This window comes from Effusibacillus sp. SKA8, assembly GCF_058273125.1.
This window is the reverse complement of the sequence record NZ_JBZCSF010000001.1, coordinates 73,505-90,555: the sequence shown is the minus strand read 5'-3', so window position 1 is coordinate 90,555 and position 17,051 is coordinate 73,505. Positions and strand designations below refer to the sequence as shown.

Genomic DNA, 17,051 nt, shown 5'->3' with positions numbered 1-17,051 from the left:
GTGTCGCCTCCAATTTCTGAAATTTGAAAAGGGTATCAAAGCCGATACCCTTTTCGATTTTCCAGCTTCCAACATTATTTGGGCTCAACCAACAGATAGCCGGTCATTTCCTGGTGCAAAGCCGAGCAGAAGTTCGTGCAATAAATCGGGAACGTGCCCGCTTTATCCGCCACAAACTCCAGGGTCTTCGTTTCACCCGGCTGGATCTCCATATTCAGGTTGTAATTATTGATTCCAAAACCATGTGTAATGTCCTCATCCATGTCCAGATTCGTGATATGGAAGAATACATGATCGCCCTGTTTTACCGTCAAAGCGTCCGGCCGCTGCGCTTTCGCATCGAAGATAAACTTGGAGCGCATCGCGATGCCGTACACATGAACCTCATTGCCCTTCCGTTCAATATGAGCGGCCTTCTGATCGTAAACGGCAAGCGGATTCTTTTCATCCTTCGGATAGACATTGATCGTCTTGATCTTGTCCGCCTTGATCATCTGCGCATAGTGCGGTTCCGGGTCAACCGGGATTTCTGCGACAACCTCCATCTTATCGCCCGAGATATCGATCAACGATGCCGATTCCGGATGGGACGGGCCGACCGACAGGAACATGTCTTTCGACAGTTTGTTGTGCACCACGATCCAATGTCCCTTCGGACTTGCCGAGTCTCCTTCCGCGGCGGCGAGATGGCCGGGCGAATAGTGTACGGGCACGCGGTCTACCACTTCACCCGTAGCGTATTTCCACTTGACGACTTCGGAAGAGATAAACATGGTCGTGTACGCAAACCCTTTGTCATCAAACTGGGTGTGCAGCGGTCCGAGCGCGTTTTCCGGGTTGACTTCCCGCTCCATGACAGCATTGTAATCGAGCACCGGAATCCCGTACTTTTCGCCGACAAACTTCTTATTTTTGATCGCCTCAAATGTTTTGTCGAACGAAAAGACGGTCATCAGCGGGGCCAGTTTGCCGGAAGCGATATAGTATTTGCCATCCGGGGAAACGTCCACTCCGTGCGGAGACTTCGCAACAGGCACCAAATAGATTCCCGTTTTCAGTTTCGCCGGGTCAATCATTTTAACGCCGTTCACGTTGTCGGCTTTTCCTTCATTGACAGCTTTTTCGAGCTCTTTCCAGTTAAAGAGGATAATGTAGTCTTTGTCATTCTGGGAAGCGTTAATTTCCAGGTTCGTGGTAGCTTCTTCCGTATTGTAAGTGGTCAGCACCGCCCAATCTGCGGACCCCTTTTTCCCGGCATCGGACAAATCATAGTTCCAAGGCGGCAGCATCACTTGATAAGCAAGCTCCAGCTTTTGTTTTTGTTCGTCAAATTTAATGGCCGACATAACTCCTTTATATTTCGTATGGAAATCATCCAAAGGAGCATAGTCACGATTCAAAGGGACCGGGAAACGGGTCGGCAGGAACAGATATTCCGTGTTTTCCGTTACGAATGCGGCGCAGTGAGGACCGCTCGTGTTCGGTGTCTGGATTATGTCTTTCACGGTAAATGTTTTCAGATCCATAACTGCCGCACGGTTGTTGGCAACATCTGTGGCAAACATATATTTCCCGTCATACTCGCCTTTCGTTTCGGAGAAAGCCGGATGATGGAAATCGCCCCAAGTATAGCCGCCTAACATTTTTTTGCTTTCCGCGTCAAAACCGTAACCGGTCGCGGGATCGGGAGAAAATACGGGCACCGTCCGGATTTTGCGCATGGAAGGAACCCCATACACAAACAATTGGCCGGAGTGTCCGCCGGAAGCGAATAAGTAATACTCATCTTTTTGTCCGAAAGGTACGTACATTTTCTCCGCCTTGCTGTTTGCCGCCGTGGATTTCGGGCCTACCGTCGTAAATTCCGCGAAAAAAACGGTAGCCACCAAAAATCCGGCCACTAACCCCGATACAGCCGGAATCGCTTTCTTCATTCCTATCCCTCCGTCCTCATTTCTTTTCGGAAGCGGCTTTCAGAGCGGCGATGATCGCCTTTCTCTCATCATCCGTCAACGGTTTGCTGCCAAGAACCCCCGACATGACGGCAGTGTCCGGTTTTTTCAGAAACTCTTCGAGCGACATGCCGTGTTTTCCCGGAACGTTCGTGTACGCCTGGGACAGGTCTGGACCGGTGGCTCCGCCCTGCACGTTCAGGGCTGACACCGCATGGCAGCCGGTGCAGCCGCGCTGCGCAAAGATTTCTCCCTCCTTTGAAGCGACCGGTTTTGCTTCGGAAGCGTTCGGATTTGCGCCCCCTTGGCCGTTTTGTGTGGTTTTTTCCGCGTTGTTGGCGACTTTTGCCGCGGGAGGTTGTTTGTGCCAAACCAAATACCCTCCGCCAAACGCGACAGCAAAGCACAGCAAAAAGATGACAATGCTGTCTTTTTTCAAATCGCAGCCTCCTTTCTGTCTTGATGTTGGCTTTCTTGATGTTGGCTTTTGCAGCCGGCAAGTGAAAATTGTCGCTTACCTTATTACATTATGGTATTGGCAGACTTTGGCCGGTGGTGATTTTTATCACACTTCACAATATCTACAAATTAAATTGTTTAATTTTACATTTAAAATGATTGTTATCATTGAATCACAAGAATGACAAAAAATACGGAACCCAGGTGGTCGAGGTTACAAAGTTTTTACTTGCATTCCCAGAGTCCGCAACAAGCTGGTACACAACAGTACCGAACATTGAATATTCGGTAATCACCATTCCAGCACCAGGCCGATCGACTCATGACACTGTTGCAAATCCCAATACCTTCGGGTTTCTGATCTCAGGCTCTCCTCGTCCATCGTACACCTTAGCGCATTGACTTAGCTCTTAGTAACTGGTAAACCTTCTCAAAGTCTGTTCTGCAATAAAGAACTTTTACAAATGTAGGGAAAATTCCTTCTCCTTGGTATAAAGATTTGCTGCAGTTGGGTTTATGTACAAAATAAGTCGTTTTTTGCACGTCCGATTTGCCCGCGCGGAATAAGGGCTTTCGAAAGGAGTCGAAGGTGCATGGCAACGCCCGGAGATTGCGGCGGCCGTTTTTTTGTCATCGGCAAGTCAAAGTGGAAGGCCCGACATGCCGTTCAAGCCAATCGATAAGCGGCTGCGTCTGCCTTCAGGCGCTTAACGTATCCGTCATTACATCCGAATGTTCAGGTCAGAGGTTCAGCAGCATCGGAAGTTCAGTCCTGTGGAAAATATGAGGATTTTTTCGTAGCTTGCTGTTTATGCAAAACAAGGAACCCTTAAAGTGGGTTCCTTGTTTTTTCGGCAAAGAGCTTCATCTTGTCATCTTGTCTCAAATTCGGCAATAAACTTGTCCAAATCGAAATTTTTCATCTTTTTTCCACAGCAGAATTTATATTTATCACCGCTGCCGCATGGGCATAAATCATAGACACTGGCCGGGCTCATTTTTTCTTTCAGGGCTCTCTTCAAGTCGGTCAAATCCTCGGAATATTCGAAACCCATGATAAACTTCCAACCGAAATGGTCGCAGATTTGAGCAACCTTCCGCCCTTTCTCTTCCGTTTTCACCTTTACGATAATAGGACGCTGGTCCGAACCGAGTGGAAGCATGATCATTCTCCTTTCCTTAAATAAAGATATCCGCGGGCCCAACAACATGTGGTCCGCTAATTAAGGCTTTTCCTCTACTGAATAAATTCGGCCTCGTTCAGGCAATCCCTTGTCCTGTCGAACGAGCACGGGCATAATCCATATCAGCTTCCGTTCTTTCAGTTCCGGGCCGCATGCCTGATTCCTCCAATGGCCTCTTCTCCAATGGGCAGTCAATTCCCGGCCGGTCGGGACCACGGTGACCCGATCGCTCGCCGAATGTTTTCCGCAAAACTTCACTTTGCTGTAGCCCCTTGAGAGCAATTCGGCAAGCACTTTTTGGCGGCTGCTTTTGTTGGTCGCTTTGTTCAACCTCTCCAGCAGTTCCTGTGGCGTGTCGTCAGGCCACCGCTCTTCGGTATCGTCCATATAAGAGGTGATATAGCAGAGGCCGTTGATCACAAGCCGAAGCGCTTCCTTGAAGACGTCAAATCCTTCCCGGATTTCAGCCGCTTCCAGCTTTGACGAGTGATGCGTGTTGTCGCGCACTTCGATGGAACGGCCGTCGATTTCGTAAATGCCCGATTGATCGGGAAAGCCGCTCCTGTCACGGGATTGGAGTTCTTCCTCCAGCGCCTCCGCAACAACGGTTGCCACCGACGCATCCGGCCGATCCAAAGCAAGCGGCAAATAATAGTATCGATCCGGATTGGTGATCCAGTTGGTCCGATCCCGGTAATCCACATCATGGCGGATGGTCGAGAGGATGATTTGCAGCGGCATACCGGGCAAAACGGATATGTACGCCCCATCCACAAAACTCCCATCTCCCCACAAATCCAAATCCGTTTGTTTGCCAAAGCTCATATAAAAGGATTTGTAAGGGAAAGAGAGCGCAGACACCGGCACCTCGTCAATATCGGTCTGCCTGAATTGTTCGACCATCTCCGGTTCAAAATGAAAGATATTCCGTCCGTGCACGGCAAATACGGCGTAGTGAATAGCATAGTTGATTTCTTTGGAAATGAGGCGTGTGTCGGCAGGCCTCTTTTCAAAGGGCAGTTCGCTTACATCTTCGTTATACTTTTTCATGATCATTCTGGCTATCTCATTAAGCTGCTCCAAAGAAGGCATTCCATCGGAAACGTGATTTCTGAAATAGTTTACAATCTGCTTAGTAAAAGGTCTCGAATGCCTGTACCGTTCCGGATGGTATCGTAACATCCTGTCTCCTCCCGCTCTTCCTGACTAGAAATCATCGTCAACATCTTCCGCAAAGCCGATCCCCATGCGTTCTAGCCATCGCTTCTCCCGACATTCCGGACAACGCTTCGGATCGTCCCATCCACGCTTGGCAAAATATTTTTGCTCCGATGCTTCGAAAATGAACCGATTTCCGCATTCCCAGCATTTGAGCCGAACCGGTTCGTAAATTTCAAGACTTGGCGCTGTCAGATTCAATTCTTTACGCCAGGCAAGCAATACACTTTCTTCACGACGCTTCCATAGCACCTTCAATTCGGGAGCGAGAAACAGATTCTTGTTGAAACGGAAACCGCGAATGTTTCGCAAGTGAGGAGTTTTGCCGCAGTCTATCGCATCGCAAGGATAGCGGGCGGGGCACTCGCGTTTGTGACAAATTCGGCCAAGGTATTTTCTGTCAGTTGCGAATATGAATACCTCCCAGGCATGCGTGGTGGATGAGATTTGCCGGCAAAACCGCGCAAGTTGCGGAATCTCGTCCAGATTAGACAAAACGACAGCCAGATCAATGTCGCCGGGATAGGGATCGCCGGCTGCCATCGACCCGCACAGGACAACTTCCAGGACCGAGGCCAGATTTTTCGCTTTATTGGCAAACTCTTGTGCCGCTTGAGTAAACCGAATATAGTCACTCATACATGCTTCATTCCCTTTACGAGAATACCAAATGGCAAGGCTCGTTTCAACAAACTTTATCGATTTCATAATCAACAGAATCGTCAGCTTCGCCCGTCAAACAAGTAAAGCTTGAATGCCATCCTGCAACGACAACCTGCTTCATCATCTTGTTCCTTTTGCCGATGCGCCCGACTCGAAAATCTTCGACCTTTGCATAGCCGCGGAAACCTCGTTTCTGAAAGCGCTATGCCGCGGGTACTTGCTTCTATACTTTTCAATCAGATTGGCGCCAGCTTGCCTCTCTCCCCTGTTCGCCAAAGTCTCGGCCATCGCGACCAACAACCCCGCCGCTTTATGATAGCTCCCCCGATGCTGGTTGCCCACAATCGCGTCCACTCTTTTTCCGACCTCGTCCATGCACCATTTCAAAAAAAACTGCTCCTGCTCTCCGGTCAGCGCAATCGTTGTTATCGTATGTTCAATAACGCTCCGATACTTCCCGATATACTCCGCGCCGCCATGACCGCTTGTTTGTCCGATCGCATCCTCCCATTGCTTGAGCAGAACCTTCGCGCTCTCTCCCCCTTTGGACAACACGATCATCAGATAAGCGACCATTACAGGCTTAGGGTTGTCGCTGTTGCTCCATCCAAGCGGACCCGCCTTGCGACAATGTTCAAATACCTCCTCATATTTTCCCGCCAACAGCAACGCATTAAAAAAGACTCCGTCCTGCACGTAAGCCATATGCCGCTCGCGATTGTAGCCATTGTTCGAGAGTGTCCCGCTGCTGCTTCGAAGTTCCGTCATCCTCTGCTCCGCTTCCTCGCGAATCTCTTCAAAGCAACCGCATTCAATGGCCGTCGTATACAAATCAACCAAACGTTCCATGGAAGGGGACGAGTAAAAGCTCTCTTTGTGCCCCTCCAGCTTTAACTGCGGGTCATCCTGGCTCTCACCGAGTTTCGCAATGACATCCGCGACCTCCGCCCTAACCGTGTAGTCCCGTGGAATCCTGGACAGCCCTTCCCGGGCCACCCGGATGATCGCATCCATGTCGCCTTCCGCCTCCAGGGCCCTTATCCAGTCCATATAGGCCAAGGGATACGTTGCCGCATATTCCCTTGCGAACTCGGCAATCGCCGGCACGCCGCCTTTCATGAAAACCGCTTCCCTGAGCCACTCGCTGACCTGCCAGTGACCTTGATTTTTCAAAAATTCAATCCAATCTGCCAAAAAAACGTCAAAATCCGGCAGCGAAACGTCTAATGCGCCGGTAATGCTTTTTAGCGTAACGCCTGAGCCCAGATACCCGTATCTTTTCATCGCATTGTATAGCGAAGCCGGCCGTTGTTCCGGAGCTGAATTCATATAGACACAGCGGAGAAAAAGGGCAACCTGCTCGTCCAGATCGACCTCCAGCATGTTCGCGTAGTCCGTTCCGGGAAGATGTCCCGGCTCTTCGCCCATCTCCAGTACGCCGAACAATTTCAGATAAGCTTCTTCCGCGGACGCGTAATCCCCTTGCAGCAGCAGGCTTTTCGTTTGCAGGAAAAAGCCGTCCATTTCCCGCGCCCAGCTTTCGTTGCCCCAGTCCCGCTCTTCATGGATATCTTCATCCCACCCCCATCCGTCGCAATACTCGCCATCTTCCACTCTTTGGGCAAAAGCTTCTATCTCCTCAATCAATCTGGTCGCATCCGGAAGAGCTTCCTGCTTCCCCCGCTCACGGGGGATCAATTTGTTCAGAAATGCTTGTCTTTTGGATAAAGGCTCTTCACTGGCCCAATACAAGATCAGGTCCCGGAAATCATCTGCCGTAAACCGGCTTATACGCGTCCGTACCTCTTCGATAAACTCCTTGTAGCTCAGTGCAGCCATGCTCAAGCTCCTTTCTTATATGCTCGTCCGTACGGATATGCGCCGGAGGCGACGGAGATCATCGCCCTGTACGGGTACTGCTTATAGTCATATTGTATCAAATAAGTAAATAAAGCCACCAACATAGATCGTTGAATGGCTTGAGCTTTTATTCATGCTTGCTCCAAAGCTGTGGCGATTATCAATGCATCCGGAGTTTTGAGCCTCCGTCCTTTGGCCTTTTGATCTCGACGGATTTTCCCTGCTAATCGTGGGATTATTGTTCAGCCGTTTCCTTGTCCAGCTTTTTCGAGATCATGCCCGAGCACCTCCGGTACGCAACAGAAGCCCTAAGGACAAGTTATCCTTAAGAGCTTCGTTGCGTATTTGGTGCCGGCGAAGGGACTTGAACCCCCACTCCCTTGCGGGAAACGGATTTTGAGTCCGTCGCGTCTGCCAATTCCGCCACGCCGGCAAATGAAACCGGGCTTGCCCGTTTCGAACATCGATTATGATATCACGAATTTCCGCCGTTTTCAATGTTTTTCCCGGCTCCAAAAGAACCAATCGGGAACCTACCGCATATTCTACATTGGGGTCTCCTCCAAAGACGGCGCAGGGATACAGATCATGGTGTCCGCGGAGGGGACCCGCGGTTTTCGGAAACGGTTTCTGCGGCGATTTCTTTCAACCATTCCCGGTCCTGTTCGGTCAAAACGGCACGCTCCAGCAGATCGGGACGCCGCAGATAGGTGCGGCGCAACGACTCCCGCCGGCGCCATTGCTCAATTTTCTCATGATGGCCGGAAACCAGGACATCCGGCACTTTCCAGCCGCGAAATTCATAAGGGCGCGTGTAATGAGGATGTTCCAGCAGGCCGTTGCGGAACGAATCGAGTTCCGCCGATCTGTCGTTTCCGAGCACCCCCGGCAGCAAACGAACCACCGAATCGACAATCGCCATCGCCGGGATCTCCCCTCCCGTCAGCACATAATCGCCGATGGAGAGTTCGTCGGTGATCAAATGCCGGCGGATCCGTTCGTCATACCCTTCATAGTGCCCGCAGATCAGGATCAGATGCTCTTCTTTCGCCAGTTCCAAAGCCAATTCCTGCGTATAAGGAACCCCTTGCGGACAGGTGAGGATAATTCTCGGTTTTGCCCGGTCAGGTTCAATCAGCGATTCCACCGCGGCAAAAATCGGTTCCGGCTTTAATACCATGCCGCCTCCTCCGCCGTAGGGAGTATCATCCACCGTATGGTGCTTGTTTGTGGAAAATTGGCGGAAATCGATAACGCGGACCTCCACAGTCCCGGTCGAACGGGCGCGGCCGATGATGCTCTCGGAGAGAACGCCCGTAAACATGCTAGGAAACAACGTGAGAATGTCGATTTTCATCAATCCATCAAACCTTCCATCAGATGAACGCGAATCAACTTGTTCTCCACATCGACTTCTTTCACGCAATCGGGAATCGCCGGCAACAGGATGTCTTTGCCCTTCGGGGGTTTTACGACATAGACGTCATTCGCTCCCGGCTGCAAAACCTCGACCAGTTCCCCCAATTCCTGCCCTTCTTCGGTGACTACGCGGCAGCCGACCAACTGGTAAATGTAGTGGCTTCCTTCAGGCAGCGGCGCCAACTCCGATTCCGGGACTTTCAGTTCGCCGCCTTTGTATTTTTCCACGTCATTGATGGAAGGATGGCCGACAAATTTCAGCAGATAAAAACTTTTATGGACGCGGGCCGACTCGACAATCAGTTCCACCGGCTCCGGAAAGTTCGGATGGACAAGCAAAAGCCTGGAGCCTTTCACAAACCGTTTTTCCGGAAAATCGGTGTGGCTGATCACCCGGACTTCGCCCCGGATGCCTTGTGTGTTAACGAGAGATCCGACTCGTATCAATCGTTCCTGCAAAACCATCACATCCTTCTGTACAGCATAACCGTTTTCCCTGCCGTTCTCAATTCGGGGGATCCGCAAAATACCCGATAACTCTCTCCGAAGCTTCCCGCACTTTGCGGAGTTAAGAAAAATGAGGGCCGGGAACCCTGTGATTTCCGGCCCTTTCTACATGATCTCGACGGTTACCCGCTTGTCTTCCTGCAAGGCGGCCGCCGCCACGACAGTCCGGATCGCTTTGGCAATCCGTCCCTGTTTGCCGATGATTTTTCCGGCATCACCCTGTGCTACAGTCAATTGATAGACCACATCATGATCTCTCGTCGATTCTGTGACGCGAACTTCGTCAGGGTGATCCACGAGCGCTTTGGCAATAAGTTCAACCAACTCTTTCATCAGCCAGCCCTCCATGAATGGAATGGACTTACTTCATCTCGTGAACTTTCTTCAGGATGCCGGTCTTGCTGAACAAGCTGCGAACGGTGTCGGACGGTTGCGCACCGTTTTTCAGCCATTTGATCGCTTTCTCTTCGTCGATGTTGATCTGAGCCGGCTGCGTGACCGGGTTATAAGTACCGATCTCCTCGATGAAACGGCCGTCACGCGGAGAGCGGGAATCAGCCACAACAACGCGGTAGAAGGGAGCTTTCTTGGCACCCATGCGCTTCAAACGGATTTTCACTGCCATTTGCATTTCACCTCCTGGTCAAAGTCAAGTTAGTATTATATCCATTCATGCCCCAAAAGGGAATGCATGGTTAAAACGGAAACTTGAAACCGCCAAACCCTTTTTTCCCTTTTTTCTTGCCCAGTTTCTTGGCAAGTCCGGGGAGCTGTTTCATCATTTTTTGCATCTCGGCGAACTGATTCAGCAGACGGTTGACTTCCTGCACGGAAGTTCCGCTGCCCGCCGCGATTCGGCGCCGGCGACTGGCGTTCATGATCTTCGGGTCCCGCCGCTCCCGGGGCGTCATCGAGCGGATGATCGCCTCGACGCGGGCGATTTGTTTGTCGTCGATGTTGACGTTTTGCAGCGCCTTGTGGCTGCCAAAACCCGGAAGCATCCCGAGCAGGTCTTGCAGAGGTCCCATTTTCTTGATCTGCTGCATTTGTTCCAGGAAGTCTTCCAGCGTGAATTCCCCGCTCATCAGCTTCTTGCCCGCTTCCTGCGCTTTCGCCTGGTCGACGTTCGCCTGCGCTTTTTCGATGAGGCTTAAGACATCCCCCATGCCGAGAATCCGGGAGGCCATTCGGTCGGGGTGGAACGGTTCCAGCGCATCCAGCTTTTCGCCCATCCCGGCAAATTTGATCGGCGTGCCCGTCACCGACCGAATCGAAAGTGCGGCGCCGCCCCGCGTGTCCCCGTCCAGCTTGGTCAGGATCGTGCCTGTGATGCCAAGCTGCCGGTGGAAGGTTTCGGCCACATTGACCGCGTCTTGGCCGGTCATCGCGTCAACCACCAGCAGGATCTCATCCGGATTCACCGCTTCCTTGATCCGTTTCAACTCGTCCATCAAGGTTTCGTCGATATGCAGACGGCCGGCGGTGTCGATCAATACGTAATCGAACCCGTGCAATTTTGCGTGGGCCACCGCGTTCTTGGCGATTTCAACAGGGCTTACCCGATCGCCCAGCGAGAACACCTGGGTTTTCACTTGCTCTCCCAGCACCTGCAGCTGCTTGATCGCGGCCGGGCGGTAGATGTCGCCCGCCACCAGCAGCGGATAGCGATTTTGTTTTTTCAGGAGGTTGGCGAGTTTCCCCGTCGTCGTGGTCTTGCCGGCCCCTTGCAGGCCGACCATCATCACGACTGTCGGCGGCTTGGCCGCCTGCGCGATCCGGCTTTGCGTTCCTCCCATCAACTCCGTCAACTCATCGTTGACGATCTTGATGACCTGCTGGCCGGGCGTCAGGCTTTGCAGCACTTCCTGGCCGACGGCTCGTTCCCGGACTTTTTCGATGAACTCTTTGACGACTTTAAAGTTCACGTCCGCTTCCAGCAGCGCCAAACGAACTTCCCGCAGCGCTTCTTTGACATCGTCTTCCGTCAGCTTTCCCTTGCCGCGCAGGCGCTGGAAAGTCTCCTGCAGCCTGCTCGACAATCCTTCAAAAATCGCCATGGGCCCCCTCCTCTCCTGGATTGTTGCGCGTCAGCTTTCGTCTTCGTCCGATCCGGTTTCCCCGTCGTTTAAAAGCAACCGGATATAACCGGTCAACTCGGCCTTGAGAGCTTCGTCCACAGGCAGGCTCCGCACTTTCTCCGCCAGTTCGCCGCACCAGCGAATCCGGTTCGCATGCCGTTCGAGCAGCCGCAATTTCTGTTCGTATTCTTCCAACTGCAGTTCGGAACGGCGGAGGTTGTCGTACACCGCCTGCCGGGAGACGTTATACTGTTCTGCAATTTCCGCCAACGACAGATCGTCGTAATAGTACAGTTCCATAAAAGTGCGCTGCCTCTCGGTCAGCAACGCACTGTAAAAATCGTATAACAGGTTCATGCGTGTGGTTTTCTCAAGCATTTGACCACGCCTTCCGCCTGTCAAGATATATACCTTTACAGCACAAACCTCATAATACTGGAACCGTTAAAGAATGTCAAGAATCACTTTGTGAGGAGTCAAATAACGCTTCGACAAACTGGTTCGGGTCAAATTCCTGCAGGTCGTCGATTTTCTCGCCGAGGCCTACGAATTTCACCGGAATTCGCATCTGGTGGCGAATCGCGATGACGATGCCTCCCTTCGCGGTCCCGTCCAGCTTAGTCAGAACCAGGCCGGTGACCCCCGTCGCTTCGCCGAATATTTTCGCTTGCTGTAGAGCGTTCTGACCGGTCGTCGCGTCAAGCACGAGCAGCACTTCGTGCGGCGCATCGGGAATTTCCCGTTTTAACACACGATAGACTTTGTTCAGTTCATCCATCAGGTTGGTCTTGTTATGGAGACGACCGGCCGTGTCGACGATCAAAACATCCGCTTTGCGCGATTTCGCCGCCTGTACGCCGTCATAGACGACGGCCGCCGGGTCCGATCCCGCCTGATGTTTGATCACATCCGCCCCGACGCGCTGCCCCCAGATTTCGAGCTGTTCGATCGCGCCGGCCCGAAAGGTGTCTCCCGCCGCAAGAATAACTTTTTTGCCTTCCGTTTTCAATTTGTGGGCGAGCTTGCCGATGGTGGTGGTTTTCCCGACACCGTTTACACCCACGATCATGACCACCGTCAGGCCGGAAGGGTTGAGGTTTAGCGCCACCGTTTCCATCCCCATCAATTCCGCCAATTTTTCTTTTAGCACCGGCTTCAGATCGGCCGCATTCTCAATCCTTCGCTTTTTCACTTCGGCGCGCAGTTCTTCCAGCAAAGACATCGCAGTGTTGACGCCGACATCCGCCATGATCAACTGTTCCTCAAGTTCTTCGTAAAACGCCTCGTCGATTTTCCGGCGATTAAAGACCGCCCCCACTTTCTCCAGAAACGAGTCGCGGGTCTTGCTCAACCCTTCTTTAAACTTGCTGAAAAATCCCATGTTCATCCCTGCCTCGTTTGCGCTGTCCAGCAATTTGAAGCGGACCCGAGCCGCTCAGGTCCGCCGTGTTGTTCACCTCATAAATTTAATTATATCTCTTTTTCGCCATACAGAACAACAAGAAGACACGGAAGTCTGGCATGGACTTGGTGGGGCATAGGCTGGCATGGGCACCTGCCAAGCCGTTTCGTGATGAGCGGCGATGGTTCCGCCGAAATCGCCGTTTTTTCGAAGGACTACCGCTTTGTTTCCTGAAAAGTGACTGACACGACCCGCTCGCTGGATGTCTCAAACACAATCCGCACATAAACGCCCCATTCCCGGTTGCCGTTCTTGAGCCAAAGCTTGAACGTTTCCTCGGTCGTAGCCGATGATTTCGTTTGGCGGCCGACGTGCCGGTAATCGACGATCGCCGCACCGGGATATTTTTTCTTCGTCTCCGCCATCGCCAGCCTTCCCCACTTCGCATAGGACGGTTCCGTTTGCGGCATCGCGTGGCACGTATCCGCCATCGCTGCAGCCGCCGGTCCCGGCACAGCCAAAGCCACCGCCAACAAGACCCGGCTGCATCGTCGCTGCAACGCAAACCGCCACCTTTTATAAGGTCGATACAAGCAGCTTTGAATCCGGTGCACGGCGTCACCTCCTCCCTCCTAGTCTTCCGCAAAGGGTAAAGAGGCTATCCTCGCTCCGTTTGGAACAAAAAGTCCGCCGGCTTATGCGGTCTGAATCTCTTGCCGCTCCACCAGCCTGACGGAAATCAGCTTGGAAATGCCGGATTCCTCCATCGTCACGCCGTACAGAACGTCCGCGTGTTCCATGGTGCCTTTCCGGTGCGTGATGCAGATAAACTGCGTCTGGGCCGAAAATTCCCGCATATATTCGGCAAAACGGCTGACGTTCGCTTCGTCCAGCGCCGCTTCCACTTCATCCAGCACGCAGAAGGGAACCGGCTTGACGTGCAAAACCGCAAACAGCAGCGCCATCGCGGTCAACGCCCGTTCTCCGCCGGACAAAAGCCCCAGATTTTGCAATTTCTTGCCGGGAGGCTGCGCCACAATATCAATCCCGGTGGTCAGGGGATTGTCCGGATCCGCCAAAATCAGGTCTGCCCGCCCGCCGCCAAACAAACGGCTGAACACGTCATGAAACTGTCCGCGGATCGCTTCAAACGTCTCCGTAAACCGTTTGGACATCTCGCGGTTAATCTCGGCGATCACTTCGTTCAGTTTGTCCCGCGCTTCCAGCAAATCATCGCGTTGTTCCGTCAAGAAGCCAAGCCGTTCCTGCATTCGGGCGTACTCTTCGATCGCTCCGAGATTGACCTCGCCCAGCGCCTCGATGCTCCTGCGCAAATCGGCCGCCTGCCGTTTGGCGTCCGGCACGTCTTCCGGTACCGGATACCGCTCTTTTGCCAATTCAAAGGAAATGCGGTAATCTTCCGCCAGCTTGGCAAGAGCGGTGTTCAACTCCACATCGAGGCGGTTGATTTTCACTTCGATCTGGTGCAGTTGATTCTCCAGATTCTTGAGCACCAGCCGGGCTTCCCGCACCTTGTGTTCCTCGTCGGCCATCTTCCTGTGAAGTTCCTGCTTGCGGGCCAGTTCTTCCTCCAGCGCTCGCTGCGCTTCCGCCCGGCGCTGTTCCAAAAGCGTCAACTGTGCCGCCGCTTCCTCCAATTCCGCTTGCGTCCGCTCGATTCGCTCCCGTGTTGCTTCTAGTTCGCTCCGCTTGTCTTGCAATTCGGACAGCACCGCCGCCCGTTCTTTTTCGATCCGGGCCACGTTCGCTTTGGTCGACGCGATTTCCTGATCGAGCGCCGCCAAGCGCACCTTGAACCCGGTGACTTCTTCCGAGATATCCGCTTGGACGCTTTGCTGTTGCTTCAACAACGCTTGCGCCTGATCGACTTGCGCCGACAACTCCTTGACCCGTGCGTCCAATGCCGCAAGCTCCGCTTGCAGCGCCTCCTCCTTGCGGTTCCAGCCGGACAGTTCCTTTTCGAATTGCTGATGTTCCAGGGTCACAAGCTGCAACCGCTCGTTGACCGACCGTTTTTGAACTCCCAATTCACGCGTTTGCGCCTCCAGCGAGTGAATCTGCGCGCGCTCTGCTTCGAGCTTTTGGGCGGTTTCGTTCAACTCCACCTCCGTTTGACGCGCCATTGCTTCAAACGTGTCCAGCTTGTGCTGCACATCCGCCAGCTGCATTTGCAAAGAGGCGATCTTTTGTTCCATCTCTTCGATTTCCCGTTGACGCCCGAGCAGGCTGGTGCCTTTTTTCTGCTGGCTGCCCCCGGTCATTGCGCCGCCAGGGTTGACGACATCGCCGTCCAGCGTCACGACGCGGACACGGTACTGCAGCAGACGGGCCAACGCGTTCGCGTCGGCGATGGTTTTCGCGATCACCACCTGTCCCAGCAGATATTCCGCAATCGGCCGGTACTTTTCGGCAAACCGGACCCTCTCGGCGCCGATTCCGATGTAACCCGGGTGCCCTTCAATGGCAGTTCGCTCGTTTCTCCCGAGCAGCCGTCCGCGCATGACGTCAAGCGGCATAAAGGTCGCCCGGCCGCCACCGGTTTGTTTCAGGAAAAGGATCGCGTCACGGCCGGCTTTCTCCGACTCGACGACAACGTTCTGCAAAGCCCCGCCCAGTACCGTTTCAATTGCCGTCTCATACTGCGCGGGCACGTGCATCAACTCCGCGACCGCCCCGCAAATGCCGACGACGCGACCTTTGCCGGCCGCCTGCAAAATGGTGCGGACGCCTTGCGAGAATCCGCCGTATTCCTGCTGCATGTCTCGCAGCAATTCATACCGCGATTGAAAAGACGCTTTCTCCGTCTGAAGCTGGCGAAGCGCCGCAAGCAACCGCTCCTTCTCTTCCGTGCGGCCGGCGGCGGATCGCCGTTGTTCCTCGAAACGCTTCTGCAGCGCCTGTTCCTGCCTGCGCCGTTCGCTGAGCGCGGACTCGCTTTCAGCCAGGGATTCGTCCAACGCGACGATCCGCTCCCGCAGTTCCGCCTCGTCTTCCCGCATCTTTTCAATCCGCCGGAGCAAGCTGCTTTTGTTCGCTTCAATGTTTTTCAACTCGTTTCGTTTCCCGGCCGTTTCGTTCAGTTGTTCGATCAAATCCGCTTTCAGCCGCTCGATTTCCGCTTCCAGTTCCCCCCGGTCCACAAATCCCTTGGCGCTGTCCAGCTTCTCGTCCAGTTCGCGCCGGATTCCGTCCCGCTCCGCCGTCAGCCTTGCTAGCTTGTCCGTTTCCTCCGTCAACTGCCGCTCTTTTTCCTGCAGGTCCCCCTCAAGCTTGGCGATGGCCGACTGCAGCTCCGCCTGCCCGGCCTGCAGGTTCCCGTGGCGTTCCTGCAGTATTTCCCGGCGCCCTTCCGCCTTTTCGTATTCGGCCACCACTTCCACATGCTTTTTGTTGCTGGCCTCCATCATCTTGTCGAGTTGTTCGGCCTGCCAGCGCAACTGCTCGTAGCGGGACTCCTGCCCCGCCACAAGAGCCGTTTGTGCCGCCAGTTCGTCCTCTAGTTTGGCACCCTGTTCTTTTTCCTGTTGCCAACGGGCATGCAGTTCTTCAATATCATGAACACACAAGGCGATTTCCAAAGTTTGCAGGTTCTCTCTCAACCGCTTGTACCGCTTGGCGGTCTCCGCCTGTTCGAGCATCGGTCCGATCTGGGTTTCCAACTCCCCGATAATGTCCCCGATGCGCACCAGGTTGGCCGCCGTTTCCTCCAGTTTCTTTTCCGCTTCCCGTTTTCGCGCTTTGTATTTGACGATTCCCGCCGCTTCTTCAAAAATGCCGCGTCGATCTTCCGCTTTGTTGGAAAGAATCTCGTCGATCCGTCCCTGCCCGATGATCGAATAGGCCTCTTTCCCAAGACCCGTGTCCATGAACAGTTCCACAATATCCTTCAGCCGACAGGCCTGCTTGTTGATAAAATACTCTCCCTCGCCGGAACGGTATACGCGGCGGGTGACGGTCACTTCGTTGTAGTCCAAAGGCAATGTGCCGTCGCTGTTGTCCAGTGTCAGCGACACTTCACAGTAATTGACCGGCTTCCGCGTGTCGCTGCCAGCAAAGATCACATCCTCCATTTTGGCACCGCGCAGGCTTTTGGCGCTCTGTTCGCCAAGCACCCAGCGGATCGAGTCAGAGATATTGCTTTTGCCGGAACCATTGGGCCCCACCACCGCTGTCACGCCGGGAACAAACTCCAGTTCCGTGCGGTCGGCGAACGATTTGAATCCCACGATTTCCATCCGTTTCAGATACAAACGAACACCACTCCCGATTCCTGACACATTATCCGGTT

The 17,051-nt window shown here is 53.4% G+C and carries 15 protein-coding genes and 1 tRNA gene; all 16 read right to left on the bottom strand.

The features are described from left to right. Nucleotides 1–74: 74 nt before the first annotated feature. Nucleotides 75–1,934: a Sec-dependent nitrous-oxide reductase gene (nosZ, locus tag AC4ED1_RS00480; protein ID WP_490935438.1), complete on the bottom strand. Its 1,860-nt coding sequence runs from the start codon at nucleotides 1,932–1,934 to the stop codon at nucleotides 75–77. A gap of 16 nt (nucleotides 1,935–1,950) precedes the next feature. After that, nucleotides 1,951–2,391 (bottom strand): c-type cytochrome, encoded by a 441-nt coding sequence (locus tag AC4ED1_RS00475; protein WP_490935437.1) that lies wholly within the window; start codon nucleotides 2,389–2,391, stop codon nucleotides 1,951–1,953. A gap of 892 nt (nucleotides 2,392–3,283) precedes the next feature. Further along, nucleotides 3,284–3,574 (bottom strand): SEC-C metal-binding domain-containing protein, encoded by a 291-nt coding sequence (locus AC4ED1_RS00470; protein ID WP_490935436.1) that lies wholly within the window; start codon nucleotides 3,572–3,574, stop codon nucleotides 3,284–3,286. Nucleotides 3,575–3,634: 60 nt separating this feature from the next. Then, nucleotides 3,635–4,651 carry an AcrVA2 family anti-CRISPR protein gene (locus AC4ED1_RS00465; RefSeq protein ID WP_490935435.1) on the bottom strand — a complete coding sequence of 339 codons (1,017 nt, stop codon included), beginning with the start codon at nucleotides 4,649–4,651 and terminating at the stop codon, nucleotides 3,635–3,637. Between the two features lie 150 nt (nucleotides 4,652–4,801). Continuing rightward, nucleotides 4,802–5,452: a zinc-ribbon domain containing protein gene (locus AC4ED1_RS00460; RefSeq protein ID WP_490935434.1), complete on the bottom strand. Its 651-nt coding sequence runs from the start codon at nucleotides 5,450–5,452 to the stop codon at nucleotides 4,802–4,804. Nucleotides 5,453–5,596: 144 nt separating this feature from the next. Beyond that, nucleotides 5,597–7,315, bottom strand: a complete 1,719-nt coding sequence (locus AC4ED1_RS00455) for a hypothetical protein (protein ID WP_490935433.1) — start codon at nucleotides 7,313–7,315, stop codon at nucleotides 5,597–5,599. 367 nt (nucleotides 7,316–7,682) lie between these two features. Beyond that, a tRNA-Leu gene (locus AC4ED1_RS00450) sits at nucleotides 7,683–7,769 on the bottom strand. 153 nt (nucleotides 7,770–7,922) lie between these two features. Next, nucleotides 7,923–8,693: a tRNA (guanosine(37)-N1)-methyltransferase TrmD gene (gene trmD / locus AC4ED1_RS00445; RefSeq protein WP_490935771.1), complete on the bottom strand. Its 771-nt coding sequence runs from the start codon at nucleotides 8,691–8,693 to the stop codon at nucleotides 7,923–7,925. Continuing rightward, nucleotides 8,693–9,220, bottom strand: a complete 528-nt coding sequence (gene rimM / locus AC4ED1_RS00440; RefSeq protein WP_490935770.1) for a ribosome maturation factor RimM — start codon at nucleotides 9,218–9,220, stop codon at nucleotides 8,693–8,695. Before rimM ends, trmD begins: the two co-directional genes overlap by 1 nt. A gap of 147 nt (nucleotides 9,221–9,367) precedes the next feature. Then, on the bottom strand, nucleotides 9,368–9,595 hold the full coding sequence (locus AC4ED1_RS00435) for a KH domain-containing protein (RefSeq protein ID WP_490935432.1): 228 nt from the start codon (nucleotides 9,593–9,595) through the stop codon (nucleotides 9,368–9,370). 28 nt (nucleotides 9,596–9,623) lie between these two features. After that, nucleotides 9,624–9,887: a 30S ribosomal protein S16 gene (rpsP, locus tag AC4ED1_RS00430; RefSeq protein WP_490935431.1), complete on the bottom strand. Its 264-nt coding sequence runs from the start codon at nucleotides 9,885–9,887 to the stop codon at nucleotides 9,624–9,626. Nucleotides 9,888–9,957: 70 nt separating this feature from the next. Beyond that, entirely contained in the window at nucleotides 9,958–11,319 is a 1,362-nt protein-coding gene (ffh, locus tag AC4ED1_RS00425; protein WP_490935430.1) for a signal recognition particle protein, read from the bottom strand. A 30-nt stretch (nucleotides 11,320–11,349) separates the two neighbouring features. Next, nucleotides 11,350–11,718 (bottom strand): putative DNA-binding protein, encoded by a 369-nt coding sequence (locus AC4ED1_RS00420; RefSeq protein ID WP_490935429.1) that lies wholly within the window; start codon nucleotides 11,716–11,718, stop codon nucleotides 11,350–11,352. Between the two features lie 76 nt (nucleotides 11,719–11,794). Next, complete coding sequence (ftsY, locus tag AC4ED1_RS00415) at nucleotides 11,795–12,721, bottom strand: signal recognition particle-docking protein FtsY (protein WP_490935769.1); 927 nt, start codon at nucleotides 12,719–12,721, stop codon at nucleotides 11,795–11,797. Nucleotides 12,722–12,957: 236 nt separating this feature from the next. Continuing rightward, nucleotides 12,958–13,356 (bottom strand): YqzG/YhdC family protein, encoded by a 399-nt coding sequence (locus AC4ED1_RS00410; protein ID WP_490935428.1) that lies wholly within the window; start codon nucleotides 13,354–13,356, stop codon nucleotides 12,958–12,960. Between the two features lie 81 nt (nucleotides 13,357–13,437). After that, complete coding sequence (gene smc / locus AC4ED1_RS00405) at nucleotides 13,438–17,013, bottom strand: chromosome segregation protein SMC (protein ID WP_490935427.1); 3,576 nt, start codon at nucleotides 17,011–17,013, stop codon at nucleotides 13,438–13,440. Between the last annotated feature and the right edge of the window lie 38 nt (nucleotides 17,014–17,051).

Bases quoted from the DNA above. Each gene is read 5' to 3' on its own strand.
- ftsY (WP_490935769.1), bottom strand. From the start codon at position 12,721: ATGGGATTTTTCAGCAAGTTTAAAGAAGGGTTGAGCAAGACCCGCGAC.
- ffh (WP_490935430.1), bottom strand. From the start codon at position 11,319: ATGGCGATTTTTGAAGGATTGTCGAGCAGGCTGCAGGAGACTTTCCAG.
- AC4ED1_RS00420 (WP_490935429.1), bottom strand. From the start codon at position 11,718: ATGCTTGAGAAAACCACACGCATGAACCTGTTATACGATTTTTACAGT.
- rpsP (WP_490935431.1), bottom strand. From the start codon at position 9,887: ATGGCAGTGAAAATCCGTTTGAAGCGCATGGGTGCCAAGAAAGCTCCC.
- rimM (WP_490935770.1), bottom strand. From the start codon at position 9,220: ATGGTTTTGCAGGAACGATTGATACGAGTCGGATCTCTCGTTAACACA.
- nosZ (WP_490935438.1), bottom strand. From the start codon at position 1,934: ATGAAGAAAGCGATTCCGGCTGTATCGGGGTTAGTGGCCGGATTTTTG.
- AC4ED1_RS00435 (WP_490935432.1), bottom strand. From the start codon at position 9,595: ATGAAAGAGTTGGTTGAACTTATTGCCAAAGCGCTCGTGGATCACCCT.
- AC4ED1_RS00465 (WP_490935435.1), bottom strand. From the start codon at position 4,651: ATGATCATGAAAAAGTATAACGAAGATGTAAGCGAACTGCCCTTTGAA.
- trmD (WP_490935771.1), bottom strand. From the start codon at position 8,693: ATGAAAATCGACATTCTCACGTTGTTTCCTAGCATGTTTACGGGCGTT.
- AC4ED1_RS00470 (WP_490935436.1), bottom strand. From the start codon at position 3,574: ATGCTTCCACTCGGTTCGGACCAGCGTCCTATTATCGTAAAGGTGAAA.
- AC4ED1_RS00455 (WP_490935433.1), bottom strand. From the start codon at position 7,315: ATGGCTGCACTGAGCTACAAGGAGTTTATCGAAGAGGTACGGACGCGT.
- AC4ED1_RS00460 (WP_490935434.1), bottom strand. From the start codon at position 5,452: ATGAGTGACTATATTCGGTTTACTCAAGCGGCACAAGAGTTTGCCAAT.